Source organism: Ruegeria sp. K11 (genome assembly GCF_056531905.1).
Genome location: NZ_JBQFMP010000001.1, coordinates 368,000 through 381,415 on the forward strand (window position 1 = coordinate 368,000; position 13,416 = coordinate 381,415).

At 59.7% G+C, this 13,416-nt stretch carries 14 protein-coding genes; 9 read left to right on the forward strand and 5 right to left on the reverse strand.

Annotated elements, in window-relative coordinates:
* Window positions 1–244 precede the first annotated feature (244 nt).
* Window positions 245–1,324, forward strand: a complete 1,080-nt coding sequence (locus ACR0K4_RS01855) for an anhydro-N-acetylmuramic acid kinase (protein ID WP_480515888.1) — start codon at window positions 245–247, stop codon at window positions 1,322–1,324.
* 93 nt (window positions 1,325–1,417) lie between these two features.
* Here ACR0K4_RS01855 and ACR0K4_RS01860 read toward each other — a convergent pair whose 3' ends face one another.
* Window positions 1,418–1,840, reverse strand: coding sequence for a cupin domain-containing protein (locus ACR0K4_RS01860; protein ID WP_480852591.1), 423 nt, complete (start codon window positions 1,838–1,840; stop codon window positions 1,418–1,420).
* Window positions 1,841–1,924: 84 nt separating this feature from the next.
* On the opposite strand from ACR0K4_RS01860, the gene ACR0K4_RS01865 reads away from it, so the two are divergent.
* Entirely contained in the window at window positions 1,925–3,340 is a 1,416-nt protein-coding gene (locus tag ACR0K4_RS01865; protein ID WP_480852592.1) for a protein adenylyltransferase SelO, read from the forward strand.
* Window positions 3,341–3,388: 48 nt separating this feature from the next.
* Here the strand turns inward: ACR0K4_RS01865 and ACR0K4_RS01870 are convergent, their stop codons facing one another.
* Entirely contained in the window at window positions 3,389–4,276 is an 888-nt protein-coding gene (locus tag ACR0K4_RS01870) for a DMT family transporter (RefSeq protein ID WP_480852593.1), read from the reverse strand.
* Window positions 4,277–4,482: 206 nt separating this feature from the next.
* Here ACR0K4_RS01870 and ACR0K4_RS01875 point away from each other — a divergent pair, with 206 nt between their 5' ends.
* The 5 genes from ACR0K4_RS01875 to ACR0K4_RS01895 all read left to right on the forward strand — a co-directional run bounded on the left by ACR0K4_RS01875 (window position 4,483) and on the right by ACR0K4_RS01895 (window position 8,605).
* Window positions 4,483–5,205 (forward strand): endonuclease/exonuclease/phosphatase family protein, encoded by a 723-nt coding sequence (locus ACR0K4_RS01875; protein ID WP_480515259.1) that lies wholly within the window; start codon window positions 4,483–4,485, stop codon window positions 5,203–5,205.
* A 55-nt stretch (window positions 5,206–5,260) separates the two neighbouring features.
* A complete protein-coding gene (locus ACR0K4_RS01880; protein WP_480515257.1) occupies window positions 5,261–5,674 on the forward strand; it encodes a Fur family transcriptional regulator in 414 nt (137 codons plus the stop codon).
* Between the two features lie 176 nt (window positions 5,675–5,850).
* Window positions 5,851–7,128, forward strand: coding sequence for a phosphopyruvate hydratase (gene eno, locus ACR0K4_RS01885; RefSeq protein WP_480852594.1), 1,278 nt, complete (start codon window positions 5,851–5,853; stop codon window positions 7,126–7,128).
* 130 nt (window positions 7,129–7,258) lie between these two features.
* On the forward strand, window positions 7,259–8,236 hold the full coding sequence (locus ACR0K4_RS01890; protein ID WP_480852595.1) for a formylglycine-generating enzyme family protein: 978 nt from the start codon (window positions 7,259–7,261) through the stop codon (window positions 8,234–8,236).
* A 51-nt stretch (window positions 8,237–8,287) separates the two neighbouring features.
* Window positions 8,288–8,605: a hypothetical protein gene (locus tag ACR0K4_RS01895; RefSeq protein WP_480852596.1), complete on the forward strand. Its 318-nt coding sequence runs from the start codon at window positions 8,288–8,290 to the stop codon at window positions 8,603–8,605.
* 295 nt (window positions 8,606–8,900) lie between these two features.
* Here ACR0K4_RS01895 and ACR0K4_RS01900 read toward each other — a convergent pair whose 3' ends face one another.
* The 3 genes from ACR0K4_RS01900 to mazG form a co-directional block, all read right to left on the reverse strand.
* The gene (locus tag ACR0K4_RS01900) at window positions 8,901–9,350 is read right to left on the reverse strand and encodes a GNAT family N-acetyltransferase (protein WP_480852597.1); all 450 of its coding nucleotides are present in this window, start codon (window positions 9,348–9,350) and stop codon (window positions 8,901–8,903) included.
* On the reverse strand, window positions 9,347–10,288 hold the full coding sequence (locus ACR0K4_RS01905; protein ID WP_480515248.1) for a nucleoside hydrolase: 942 nt from the start codon (window positions 10,286–10,288) through the stop codon (window positions 9,347–9,349). The genes ACR0K4_RS01900 and ACR0K4_RS01905 overlap by 4 nt, the downstream gene beginning before the upstream one ends.
* Window positions 10,289–10,351: 63 nt before the next feature.
* Window positions 10,352–11,209 carry a nucleoside triphosphate pyrophosphohydrolase gene (gene mazG / locus ACR0K4_RS01910; RefSeq protein WP_480515246.1) on the reverse strand — a complete coding sequence of 286 codons (858 nt, stop codon included), beginning with the start codon at window positions 11,207–11,209 and terminating at the stop codon, window positions 10,352–10,354.
* A gap of 67 nt (window positions 11,210–11,276) precedes the next feature.
* On the opposite strand from mazG, the gene ACR0K4_RS01915 reads away from it, so the two are divergent.
* Window positions 11,277–12,440, forward strand: coding sequence for a M20 aminoacylase family protein (locus ACR0K4_RS01915; protein ID WP_480852598.1), 1,164 nt, complete (start codon window positions 11,277–11,279; stop codon window positions 12,438–12,440).
* Between the two features lie 5 nt (window positions 12,441–12,445).
* Complete coding sequence (gene speB, locus ACR0K4_RS01920; protein ID WP_480852599.1) at window positions 12,446–13,411, forward strand: agmatinase; 966 nt, start codon at window positions 12,446–12,448, stop codon at window positions 13,409–13,411.
* Window positions 13,412–13,416 lie beyond the last annotated feature (5 nt).

Here is a 13,416-nt window from a genome sequence, read left to right on the forward strand (position 1 = left end):
GCAACGGTTTCCCGCCGCGCCAGGTTTTGCCATCTTGCAACACTTGGCGCTTGGTTACAGGGCGCGAAACCCGATTGGCGGGTCGGGCCTTGCGCAGTCTCGGGTTCTCGGGTCAGTTTGAACGTGTTTCACTGTATGGTTGTGCAGCCAGCGCAGGTCACATCCACATCGGACGTGCTAAACGGGAGAGACAGGCTTGAGACGGACCATCAGAGACAGCGAAGTACTCAGAGCTTTGGGAACCATGTCGGGCACGTCGCTGGACGGGGTGGATGCGGCAGTGGTGGAAACCGATGGCCGGTCCATTTTTGGGTTTGGTGATACTCAGTACAGGCCTTACTCGGACGCAGAAAAAACCGCGCTGCGCCAAGCCTTGGGTCTGTGGCACGGCGGTCCGGTGGATGAAGCGGCGGAGCTTGTAACTCATGCCCATGCGGATGTGTTGTCAGAGTTTGAAGATGTAGATCTGATCGGCTTTCATGGGCAGACGCTGGCCCATGATCCGCACGGGAAAGGGACGTTGCAGGTTGGGGATGGAGTCGGCCTGTCGCAGGCCCTGGGGCTTCCGGTGGTCTGGGATTTCCGCAGCGATGATGTGGCGCTTGGCGGAGAGGGTGCCCCGCTGGCCCCGTTTTTCCACTTCGCCTGCGCCAAATGGTTCGGCGCCAAAGAACCGTTGTGTTTTCTCAATCTGGGTGGAGTGGGAAACCTGACCTATGTGGACCCCTCGTTTGAAGGGCCAGAGGCGGACGGGGCCGTACTGGCCTTTGACACCGGCCCGGCCAACGCGCCGATTGATGATCTGGTTCAGGCCCGTTTGGGGCTGCCGATGGACCGGGACGGTGCGCTGGCGCGCGAGGGTAGTGTCGAGACCGGCGCGCTGGAGCTGTTTCTGGCCGAGCCATTCTTTGCACGCATGCCGCCGAAGTCGCTGGACAGAAATGATTTCTCGGAGATGATCGGGCTTGTGAAAGAGCTCGGAGATGCAGATGCCGTCGCAACCCTGACAGGGATGTGTGCCGCCGGGGTGCTGCAGGGGATGGAACATTGCCCCAAACCCCCGATCTGCGTTCTGGTCACCGGTGGAGGGCGTCACAACCCGGTCTTGATGGAAATGTTAAGGGTGTCTTTGGAATGTCCGGTCCAGCCGGTTGAGGCAGTGGGTTTGAATGGCGACATGTTGGAAGCGCAGGCTTTTGCCTATCTCGCGGTTCGCGTCGCGCGGGGAATGCCGACCTCCTGTCCCGGGACAACCGGGGTCAAGGCTCTGGTCGGGGGGGGCATCGTGTCAACGCCAACACAGAGTGCGATGGCGCAGGTTTAAGGGGGCGCTGCCCCCGTCGCGGCAAACCGCGACTCCCCCGGAGTATTTTCCAAAAGATGAAGTTGTGACTTTGGGGCCGGGGGCGGCGTTTGCCTATTGGTCGCGGGGGATGTCAAAGCCCGGTTCGGCCAGATCGAAGCCGTCGAATTCGAACCCTGGGGAGACTGCGCAACTGACCAGTGTATAGGTGCCGGTGGACCGGGCTGCCTGCCAGTGGTCTTTGGGAACGATCAGTTGCGGGGCGCCGTGCTTGAGGTCCGGGGTCAGCACGTGATCTTTGGCGGGGCCGGTTTCATCGGGGCTGAGCGACAGGACCAGAGGGGCACCGGCATGGAACAGCCAGATTTCCGTGGCATCCACCCGGTGCCAATGGCTGCTTTGACCTTCCGTCAGCAGGAAATAGATACAGGTGCCCGTGGCGCGACCTTCATTGTCGGCGCGCCAGGTTTCGCGGAACCATCCGCCCTCGGGGTGGGGCTGCAGGTTCAGATGTGTGATGATCTCTTGTGCGGTCATGAGGCTTTCCTGTGTTTCGGCGATTATGCACGGGAGCGCGTTTTGGGCTATGGTATTTGCGTCGAACAGGAATAAGTAACCCGCATGACCCTGACGATCCCATTCGATAACAGCTATGCCCGGCTGCCCAACAGTTTTTATGCCCGACAGGCGCCAGTGCCGGTGCGGGCCCCCCGGCTGATTGCGTTCAATTCGGAGCTTGCGCGAATTTTACGCGTCTCTCCGGGCGATATTGAGGATATGGCCGAGGCGTTTTCCGGCAACGCGTTGCCCGCCGGGGCCGAGCCCCTTGCACAGCTTTATTCCGGCCATCAATTCGGATCTTACAATCCGCAGCTTGGGGATGGGCGCGCGGTTCTGCTGGGCGAGACCGTGGGCACTGACGGGTTGCGCCGCGATATACAATTGAAAGGGTCGGGGCCGACGCCATTTTCGCGACAGGGCGACGGGCGTGCATGGTTGGGGCCTGTATTGCGCGAATATGTCGTATCCGAAGCGATGCACGCGCTTGGCATTCCCACCACCCGCGCGCTGGCGGCGGTTGAGACTGGCGAGGTCGTACTGCGCGAGGGGCCGATGCCCGGTGCCGTTCTGACCCGTGTGGCCCGGAGCCATCTGCGGGTTGGCACGTTCCAGGTGTTTGCTGCCCGCGGGCAGTTGGACAGTTTGCGCCGTCTGACAGATTATACCGTTCAACGCCATTACCCGGATGCTGACGGCCCGATGGGCCTGTTGCGGGCGGTGGTCGGGGCGCAATCCCAGCTGGTTGCTGCGTGGATGAGTGTGGGCTTTATCCACGGCGTCATGAACACCGACAATTGCTCGATCGCGGGCGAGACCATTGATTATGGGCCCTGTGCTTTCATGGACGGCTATCATCCGAATACCGTTTTCAGTTCCATCGACCGGACCGGGCGGTATGCTTATTCCAATCAGCCCGACATCGCGGTGTGGAATGCGGCCCAGCTGGCGACGGCGCTGATCCAGCAGATGGATGACAAGGACGCTGCGGTAGAGGAAGCGACCGAGATCGTGCACGCCATGCCTGATCTGTTGCAGCAGTGCTGGCTTGAGCGTTTCCGGGCCAAGATCGGGCTGGCGACAGCGGAAGCGGGGGATGCCGAGATGATCTCGGAACTTCTGGTCCGGATGGCGCAGAATCAGGCGGATTTCACCAATACTTTCCGTACACTGGGTTCTGATGCGGCGCGGGATCAGTTTGTGGACCCCACCGCCTATGATCAATGGGCCGAAGGATGGGTGGCGCGCAGGCGGCGCGAGGGGGCAGCAGCCGATCTTGCTGTGGTCAACCCGGCTTTTATCCCGCGTAACCACCGGATCGAGCAGATGATACAGGCGGCGGTACAGGGCGATTATGGACCCTTTGTTCGGTTGAGTGAGGTTCTGGCAGAGCCGTACGCAGATCAGCCGGATGCTGCAGAATATGCGCGACCTCCAGCAGAGACCGAAGTGGTTCACGCGACATTTTGTGGTACATAGCGCGCTTGGTGCGATCCGGTTCGTGTACTCGACGCGTGCCGATTCCGACTATTTTCGCACGATCTCCAGCACCGCCGCGCTGACGATCAGGGTCGCGCCGATAAGTTCGCGCAGCCCGAAGGGTTCTCCTGACAAGGCCGCGGCTGAGGCGAGGCCAACGACGACCTCGCTCATCAGTAAGATACCGACCCGTCCCGGTGATAGCTGCGTTGCGGGCCAGATGGTCATGTAGACCATCGGCAATGTGTAAAGCGCCGAGAGCAGAACAAATGTCAGAACCCGGGCCTGATCGTCGAGCGCGATGGATGGCAACACCTCGCCGCGCAGAAAGACAAGGCTGAACAGCGACAGGATCAATGCGCCTGCGACGAAGGCAAAGACTTGGCCGGACACGGAAACGCTGCTGGTTTTATAAAGGCCCAAAGTGCCAATCGCCCAGCAGAAGCCCGAGGCAAGTGCCAGCCAATCGCCGATATTCTGCGGCCATGGCACCAGCCCGGTTTCGCCGAGGACGACAAATAATCCTGCCAGACCGGAAATCAGGCCCGCAAGACGTTGCCTGCTGAGACGTTCGCCCAAAAACAGGACGCCCAGCAGCGTGCCCCAGATCGGTGTCAGGTAGAAAAGAAGGATCGAACGGACAACGTCGGTATAAACCAGACTGATCGAATAAAGGCTGAACGCCGCCCCGGTGAACATCCCGCTCAGTATCAGATTGCGCCATTGCGCGGCCAGCATCTGACGTTTTCGCCAGATCAGAGGCGTCAGCGCAAGTGTTGCGACGCTGTACATCGCGATGCCCGGCCAAGGTCCGGTCAGCCCGAGATCCAGCAGGAAGCGCACCGGAATCCAGTACAGACCCCACATCATGCCACCGATCACCAGAACAACACCGGCGCGCATATGGGTGCCTGGCTGTACTTCGTTCGAAATCACGGCTGAACCTCGCGCGTTGGTCCGTTGGTGGCTTTCTCATCGGGATAAAGCCACTCGGTGTCCGGGATCAACCATCTCGGCCAAGTATTGATCAGTTTTCAGGCGGCGCGCGGGGGTGAGTCCGCTTCTGTCACATCATCGAGATGAAAGGGTTGCGCCCGGCGTTCAGAATGGCACTTTGTGGACAGTCGTCTGATCGGGGTCTCATGCAAACTCATCCAACCCTGCGCATTGCCAGTTACAACATCCAGAAATGCGTCGGGCTGGACTTTCGACGCCAGCCCCAGAGGATCATGCAGGTGATCGACGGTATGCAGGCCGATATCGTGGTGCTGCAAGAGGCCGACAAGCGCCTGCCGCCGCGCCCTGCCGCGCTGCCGCATTTCATGCTGGACGAAGCCGGATGGCAGGTGGTTGATCTGGGCGGCGCGGGCAGTCTGGGTTGGCATGGCAATGCCGTAATCTGGCGCGGCGATGCGATCCGGGAACGGCGCAAAGGGCATCACGAACTTCCGGGTCTGGAACCGCGCGGTGCTGTTCGGGTAGAATTTGACACGCCCATCGGACCGCTGCGGGTCATGGGGATGCATCTGGGCTTGTTGCCAGCGTCCCGCCGCCAGCAGATCACGCATATCCGGCGTTGCGACGCGGACCTTGACCAGATGCCCACGGTCTGGGCCGGGGATTTCAACGAATGGTCGCGCCAACCCGTTCTGGATCATCTGGCGCCTGACATGCGCTTTCTGCCGCCCGTTCCCAGTTTCCCGGCTGCTCAGCCGCTGGGCGCGCTGGATCGGATCGCGCTGGGCGCCGGGCTGGAGGCGGTTGTGCACGGTGTGCATGACGCGCGACCGGCGCATATCGCATCAGACCATCTGCCCATTTGGGCCGACCTGCGGCGTGTAGCCCATGAGGCGTTTCCCCGGTAGCGCGCGCCGCGCAGACATATTAAGACAGAGAACCGAATAAGCCCCGAGGGTCACCATGTCCGATACGATCATCTCTCGCTGCGAAGCAAAAGGCCTGCGTATGACAGGCCAGCGCAGGACCATTGCGCAAGTTCTGCAGCAAAGCGCGGATCACCCGGACGTAGAGGAGCTGTATGCGCGGGCTTCGAAAGTAGATTCGGGCATCTCTATCGCGACAGTCTATCGCACGGTGAAACTGTTCGAAGAGGCCGGGATTCTAGAGCGCCTGGAATTTGGCGACGGCCGTTCGCGGTATGAAGATGCCGAGCGTGATCATCATGATCACCTGATCGACGTGCAGTCTGGCGAGGTGATCGAGTTTGTGGATCCCGAAATCGAAGCCCTGCAGGAGAAGATTGCCGCCAAGCTGGGCTACAAGCTCAAAGGGCATCGCCTTGAATTATACGGCGTTCCGCTGGATAAAGACTGACCGCCTGGGACAGGACAGGTTCGCGTCTGGGGCTTTGTTCTGTTTGTATCTGACGGATCGTCGCAGTTTGGCGCAAACAGTGCCATGAGGCTCCGTTAGCGATAACATCCATGGTTTACTTTTTGTGATGGGCTGCTATGACGCGTGCAACCGAATGCAGCCACAGGGACGGCCTCATGAGCACGATCATCGACATCCACGCACGCGAAATTCTGGACAGCCGGGGCAATCCGACGGTCGAGGTTGACGTGATTTTGGAAGACGGCACCATGGGCCGCGCGGCGGTACCCTCGGGCGCATCAACCGGCGCCTATGAGGCGGTGGAAAAGCGCGACGGTGACAAAGCGCGCTACATGGGCAAGGGCGTACTTGAGGCTGTTGCTGCCGTGAACGGCGAGATTGCCGAGGAACTGGTGGGCTTTGACGCGACTGAACAGGTCGCCATCGATCAGGCCATGATCGAACTGGACGGGACCGAAAACAAAGGCCGTCTGGGCGCGAACGCCATTCTGGGTGTCTCACTGGCGACCGCGAAGGCAGCGGCGGATTTCACCACGCAGCCTTTGTATCGCTATGTCGGCGGCACCTCGGCCCGCATCCTGCCGGTTCCGATGATGAACATCATCAACGGCGGCGAGCACGCGGACAACCCGATCGACATTCAGGAATTCATGATCATGCCGGTCTCGGCCAGCAATATCCGCGATGCGGTGCGCATGGGGTCCGAGGTGTTCCATACGCTGAAGAAAGAGCTGTCTGCCGCTGGTCTGGCCACCGGTGTGGGCGATGAGGGTGGCTTTGCCCCGAACATCGCCTCGACCCGCGAGGCATTGGATTTCATTCTGAAATCCATCGAAAAGGCGGGCTATCGCCCTGGCGAAGAAATCCATCTGGCATTGGATTGCGCGGCGACCGAATATTACAAGGACGGCAAATACGTTCTGTCGGGCGAGGGCAAAACCCTGACCTCCGAGGAAAACGCGGCCTATCTGGCGGCGCTGGTCAATGACTATCCGATCATTTCCATCGAAGACGGCATGTCCGAGGATGACTGGGACGGTTGGAAAGCCCTGACCGACGCCATTGGTAACGAAGTGCAACTGGTCGGTGACGACCTGTTCGTGACCAACCCCGAACGGCTGGCTGAAGGGATCGACCGTGGTTGCGCCAACTCGATGCTGGTCAAGGTCAACCAGATCGGCTCGCTGACCGAAACCCTGCGCGCCGTCGATATGGCCCATCGCGCAGGCTATACCAACGTCATGTCCCACCGCTCGGGCGAGACCGAGGACGCCACGATTGCCGATCTGGCCGTGGCAACCAATTGCGGACAGATCAAAACCGGCTCGCTTGCGCGATCGGACCGGTTGGCCAAATACAACCAGCTGATCCGCATCGAGGAATCTCTGGGTGAGGTCGCAGAATATGCCGGGGCGTCGATCCTGAAGCGCTAAACCAGTCCAGACAAAGACTTTGACCGGTCCCTGCCACAGGGGCCGGTTTTTTGTTGCATCGGGGCCCTACATGTTTTCTTCCACGACAATGCTGGCATAAGTTGTGCGGGTAGATTGGAGAATACGCATCTTGCTTAACAAACAACTCCTGATGGCCTGCCTCCTGAACATGCTGTCGCTGCCTGCTTGGGCTGAGTACAAGCTGACCGATGGCTCGACGGTTTCGCCGCTTGAGATGTTTCAGGAATGCGACGTCTGCCCCGAGATGATCGTTTTGCCTCTGGGCGATTTCATCATGGGCGGTCCTCCCGGTGAGTCGAAGCTGAATGTCCACTTGGAAGTCGGAAACATTCGCCTTGTCACGCCAGATGATCCTTACATTGCCTATCAAGAAGGACCGTTACACAAAGTCACAATCGACGTGCCGATCGCCATGGGCCGCAACGAAATTACCTACGATGAATGGATGACGTGCGTGGCAGATGGCGGGTGCGGTGGATATGTGCCGCAAGACTATGTGCTTCGAAGAAACGCGCCCCGTGCCAAGATCACCGGAAAACACCCGGTCATCACTGTGTCATACCTTGATGCCGTTTCTTACACGAAATGGCTCAACACAAAAGTTGGTGCGGATGTTTATCGTCTGCCAACCGAAGCTGAGTGGGAGTATGCCGCGCGCGCTGGCACCCAAACGCCCTTTGCGCAAGGGGAGGAAGTCACAACCGACCAAGTGAATTTCCTCGGACGCGCGACTGAAAAAATGCTGGGAGAAAAACGCCCCGAGTTAGCGTCGCGTGGGAAACCGGTTCCCGTGGATGAGCTTGATGCAGCGAATGCGTGGGGGCTTCGGCACATGTCCGGTAACGTTGCGGAGGAAACCATGTCGTGCTGGACAGACAGGCACACAGATTGGGCGTATTCCAGCATCTACCTGCAGCAAGCTCTCAACACAAAGTGTCAAAGCACTGTGACGCGAGGAGGTGCTTATCCAGCGGCGATGGACCACGCGCGGGTCGCGGCAAGGGGAAGTGGGTTTACTGATACTCGATCCCGTGTAGCAGGGTTTTGCGTGCTGAGGCAGTTGAACATTCTCCAGGTTGTTAAGTAGGCTGACCAAAGATGTTCACGGGTTTTTATATTAACTGACAAGGGGATACTTATGATCGCCGTCAAATACGTACTTGGCTGCACAGCCCTTTTGTTTCTGCCGCAGATTGCCTTGGCCGAGCAGCCCCCCGAAGCTGTATGCCAGAAAATGGTCGAAACCGATCCCAGCGGCGACATCACGATGGAAGAGTGCCTGTGTACATATAACGTGGCTGATACGGTTCTGGATGATGACATCAAGACCCTGTTGTTCCGGTCCTGGTTCACAGGTGAAAATGTCACCGATCAGTTAAAGGCCCTGCCACAGCCAAAGCGCGTGCCGCGGCAGTTCAAAACCATGGAGCAGACAATGCGAAAGAACTGCACCTGACGGGCGCGCAGCCCCAAGTTCGGCCCAAAAAGCCGAAAAAAGTTAACAAAAGTTGAATTTTGTGTGAACTTGTTCCTACAGGCAACGCCGGTTTCCTCTTACTCTGATCCCATAGCAGAGAGGAGAACGTTATGTCTGTTTCCAGATTTGTACTCGTAATTTCAATGCTTTCTGCCGGTCTTCTGGCCGCATGCTCCGAGCCTGGCACCTATCCGGTAACGGGCATGGAAGTATCTCAGAATGACCCTGTCAAAGAGATGTATAATCCGGGCCTGATTTTCCGCGGAGAATCACGCTAGAGCCTTTTGCTCATCAATGCGTATTGGTCGCGCAGCCTGAACCCTGAACGCAGATAGAGTTTTTGCGCGGCCTCATTGTTACGATCTACTTCCAGATGCAGCGCCGTCAGCCCGGCTCCGGCCAGGGCTTTGGGTAGATCGTGCAGAACCTCGGTTGCGATGCCACGGCCGCGTACGGCAGGGCGGATATAGATCTCGTCAACAAAGGCATCCATGCCGCCGAATTCGACGGACCAGCCGAAGGTCAGGATGATGTAACCCAACGGCGCACGTCCGGGGCCGATCAGGTAGATGCAACCATGCGGTATCCCCTCCAGCAAGGGGGCCAGAGCGTTACGACGCACATCATCATCCTGCGTAATCCCTTCTTCCGAATGAAATGCAGCGACCAGCATCATCAGACGGTCCAGGTCTTCGGGGCGGGCAAGGCGAAGGGCGGCGCTCATAGCAGTGCCAGCCGTTCGGTGAGAAGGGCAAAGAAGCCGTCGGCGTCCAGATCCCCCATGAAGGTCGCGTTGGGTGCGCGATCGGTGACGCCCCACCAATCGGCGACGGTCATCCCCATGGTCAGCTCGGACTGGGTCTCGATCTCGACATTCACGAAGCGGCCCGAGAACAGGTCTGGCCTGATCAGATAGGCGGTGACGCAGGGATCGTGCAGCGGTGCGCCTTCCGAGCCGTATTTGTTCTTGTCGAACCGTTCGAAGAAATCAGTCATCTGAGCCACGGCGATACCGACCCGGTTGCCAAGCGCGCGGAAGGCGTCGTTGCGGGGTTTGGTCACCAGCGCTTTATGGGTGACATCCAGCGACATGACGACGACAGGCCTGCCGGATTTAAATACGATATCAGCGGCTTCGGGGTCGACGTGGATGTTGAACTCCGCCGTGGGTGTGATGTTGCCAACTTCGAAATAGGCGCCGCCCATCAGGACGATCTCCTGCACCCGGTCTACAATGTCGGGGGCCTTTTGGAAGGCGGTGGCAATGTTGGTCAGCGGCCCCAGCGGGCAGAGGGTCACGGTCCCGGGCGCATGCGCGCGCAGGGTGTCGATGATGAAATCAACCGCGTGACCTGTGGTCAGTTGCATCTGAGGGTCCGGCAGGTCGGGGCCGTCCAGCCCGGTTTTGCCATGCACATGCTCGGCCGTGACAAGGGGGCGGTTCAGTGGGCGGTCACATCCGGCATAAACGGGGATCTCGGTGCGGCCGGCCAATTCGCAGACAGTCCTGGCATTTTTGGCGGTCAGTTCCAGTGGCACGTTTCCGGCGACGGCGGTGATGCCCAGAACTTCGATCTCTTCAGGGCTGGCAAGCGCCAGCAGAATGGCGACGGCGTCGTCCTGACCGGGGTCGGTGTCGATGATGATCTTGCGGGGGGGCATGGTCGTCTCCGGGGGTGGTGAAGGTCGGACACTCGCAAGTGTGGCGACGCTTGTCTACCCGTTTTAGTTGTCCGCAACGATATCCACCGGCGGGAGTTTGCCGTTAGCGCGGTGTTCCTCAAGCTTCACCTCATCCCACAGCGCGTCCATCTCGGCCAGATCGCTTTGGTTGGGGGTTTTGCCGCGTTCTGCCAGCCGGGCTTCGACCTTCTCAAAACGGCGGGTGAACTTGGCGTTGGTGCGCCGCAGGGCAGCCTCGGGTTCGATGCCCAGATGGCGGCCGAGGTTGACCATGACGAACAGGAGGTCCCCGAATTCGTCCTCAAGCGCGTCGGCATCCTTGGCATTGCGGGCTTCTTCCAACTCGGCGGCTTCTTCGGTGATCTTGGCCAGCACATGGCTGGCGTCGGGCCAGTCGAACCCCACGCGTGCGGCGCGTTTCTGCAGCTTGTGGGCGCGCAGCAGGGCGGGCAGGTTGGCGGCCACGCCGTCCAGCGCACCTTTCTGTTCTTTGCCTGCGCGCTCAGCCGCTTTGATGGTTTCCCAATCGCGGGTTTGCTGGTCGGCGGACTTGTCGCGGGACTCGTCGCCGAACACATGCGGGTGGCGGGCAACCATCTTGTCGGACATGGTGCGGACCACGTCCTGAAAAGTGAAATGCCCAGCTTCTTCAGCCATTTGCGCGTGGAAGACCGATTGGAACAGCAGGTCGCCGAGTTCGCCTTTCAACTCGTCATAGGCCTCGCGTTCGATGGCGTCTGCGACCTCATAGGCTTCTTCGATCGTGTAGGGGGCGATGGTAGCAAAATCCTGTTCGATGTCCCATGGGCAGCCGGTTTGCGGGTCACGCAGGCGGCGCATGATTTCCAGCAGGCGTTCAATGCCTGCGTCCGTATCGTGGATCAGAGGATTTTCGGCCATTGCGAACCCTTTCGTTCCGGTGTCAGATGCCATCCATCCCGCAGTCCCGATCAGGAGTCCACCCCAGATGCCCGTCGTCAACCGAATTGCCGATTACGCCGCCGATATGGCCGCATGGCGCCAGCACCTGCATACGATCCCCGAGTTGGAGTTCGAATGCTATGAGACCGCCGCTTTTGTGGCAGAGCGTCTGCGTGAGTTCGGAGTGGATGAACTGCACGAGGGTATCGCCAAGACCGGCATGGTTGCGATCATCAACGGGCAGGCGGACGGGCCTACGATTGGCCTGCGCGCCGATATGGATGCGCTGCCGATCACCGAGGAGACGGGGGTGCCTTATGCCTCAACCAACCCGGGCAAGATGCACGCCTGCGGGCATGACGGACACACGACGATGCTGCTGGGGGCAGCGCGCTATCTGGCCGAGACGCGGAATTTCGCGGGCCGCGTGGCGCTGATCTTTCAGCCTGCCGAGGAAGAAGGCGGCGGCGCAGGCGTGATGGTCGAAGAAGGGATCATGGAGCGGTTCGATATCTCTGAAGTCTACGGCATCCACAACGATCCGGGGAATCCAGAGGGCGCGTTTTACACCACCCCGGGGCCGATCATGGCGGCGGTGGATACGTTCGAGATTCATATTCAGGGGGTTGGTGGACACGGGGCCATGCCGCATCAGACCAAAGACCCGGTGATGGCGGCCTGCGGCATTGCGCAGGCGATCCAGACGATTGTCAGCCGCAACCATTATGCGGTTGAGGATCTGGTGGTCTCGGTCACGCAGATCCACGCCGGGACGGTGAACAACGTGATCCCCGATACCGCTTTTCTGAACGGCACCGTGCGCACCTTTGATCCTTCGGTGCAGAAGATGGTGATCGAGCGGATGGAGCAGATCGTGGCGGGGCAGGCGGCCTCTTACGGGGTTGAGGCCCGGCTGGATTATCAGGTCGGTTATCCGGCCACGATCAATGACGCGGACAAGGCCGCATTCGCTGCAGAGGTGGCACGAGAGGTCTCGGGGCCGGAGCGTGTGGTCGACGATATGGGCCGCGATATGGGGGCCGAGGATTTCTCGTACATGCTGCAGGCTCGACCCGGGGCGTATCTGTTTATGGGGCAGGGTGAGGGCGCGGGGCTGCACCACCCGAAATACAACTTCAACGACGAGGTCGCCCCCATCGGTGCGTCGTTTTTCGCGCGGATTGTTGAAACCGCACAACCGCTTGGGTGAAAGACATGGCACTGGAAGACGCAAAGAACCAGGTGGATGAGGCATTCACAAACCCTGATCTCAAGGGATTATCCTACGAAAACACCTTTGGCGGCGCGACCTCATTCCTGCGGCGGCTTTATACCAAGGACCTGAACGGCGTGGATATCGCGGTGACTGGCGTGCCCTTCGATCAGGCGGTGACAAATCGCCCCGGCACACGGTTGGGTCCGCGCGCCATCCGCGAGGCCAGTGCCCTGCAATCGCCCGATGCGCCCTATGGCTGGCCGTTTGATGCGCTCAGCGAACTGGCCATCGTGGATTATGGCGACATGGCTTATGACTATGCCAATATCCCGGCTTTTCCCGACACGCTGACCGATCACATCCGGACCATTCTGAAGGCTGATGTCGCCTCGGTCACGCTGGGCGGGGATCACTATATCAGCTTCCCGATCCTCAAGGCCTATGCCGAGAAATACGGGCCGATGTCTTTGCTGCAATTCGATGCGCATACGGACACATGGGCCGATGATGATATGTCCCGCGTGGATCACGGGACGATGTTCTACAAGGCGGTGAAGTCGGGGATCGTGGACCCGAAACGTTCGGTTCAGGTGGGGATACGGACGACGAATGAGGACACGCTGGGCGTCAACATTATCGACGCGCGCGAGGTCTACGAATCCGGCCCCGCCGCCGTGGCACACAAGATCAAAGAGATCATGGGGGACAGCCCCGTGTACCTGAGCTTCGACATCGACGGTCTGGACCCTGCCTTTGCCCCCGGCACCGGAACGCCGGTCTGGGGCGGGCTGAGTTCCATTCAGGCGCAGATCATCCTGCGCGACATTGCCGGGATCAACATCAAGGGCGGCGACGTGGTCGAGGTGTCTCCCCCCTATGACACCTCCGGCGCGACGGCGATTGCGGGGGCCCATGTTGCGACCCAGATCATTTGCCTGTTGGGCTGGAACAAGCTGAGGCCTTAACCTTT

Excerpts from the sequence above, each read along its gene's own strand:
- mazG (WP_480515246.1), bottom strand. The coding sequence starts at position 11,209 with ATGGCCGAAAATCCTCTGATCCACGATACGGACGCAGGCATTGAACGC.
- ACR0K4_RS01865 (WP_480852592.1), top strand. The coding sequence starts at position 1,925 with ATGACCCTGACGATCCCATTCGATAACAGCTATGCCCGGCTGCCCAAC.
- ACR0K4_RS01880 (WP_480515257.1), top strand. The coding sequence starts at position 5,261 with ATGTCCGATACGATCATCTCTCGCTGCGAAGCAAAAGGCCTGCGTATG.
- speB (WP_480852599.1), top strand. The coding sequence starts at position 12,446 with ATGGCACTGGAAGACGCAAAGAACCAGGTGGATGAGGCATTCACAAAC.
- ACR0K4_RS01900 (WP_480852597.1), bottom strand. The coding sequence starts at position 9,350 with ATGAGCGCCGCCCTTCGCCTTGCCCGCCCCGAAGACCTGGACCGTCTG.
- ACR0K4_RS01895 (WP_480852596.1), top strand. The coding sequence starts at position 8,288 with ATGATCGCCGTCAAATACGTACTTGGCTGCACAGCCCTTTTGTTTCTG.
- ACR0K4_RS01905 (WP_480515248.1), bottom strand. The coding sequence starts at position 10,288 with ATGCCCCCCCGCAAGATCATCATCGACACCGACCCCGGTCAGGACGAC.
- ACR0K4_RS01855 (WP_480515888.1), top strand. The coding sequence starts at position 245 with ATGTCGGGCACGTCGCTGGACGGGGTGGATGCGGCAGTGGTGGAAACC.
- ACR0K4_RS01860 (WP_480852591.1), bottom strand. The coding sequence starts at position 1,840 with ATGACCGCACAAGAGATCATCACACATCTGAACCTGCAGCCCCACCCC.
- ACR0K4_RS01875 (WP_480515259.1), top strand. The coding sequence starts at position 4,483 with ATGCAAACTCATCCAACCCTGCGCATTGCCAGTTACAACATCCAGAAA.
- eno (WP_480852594.1), top strand. The coding sequence starts at position 5,851 with ATGAGCACGATCATCGACATCCACGCACGCGAAATTCTGGACAGCCGG.
- ACR0K4_RS01915 (WP_480852598.1), top strand. The coding sequence starts at position 11,277 with ATGCCCGTCGTCAACCGAATTGCCGATTACGCCGCCGATATGGCCGCA.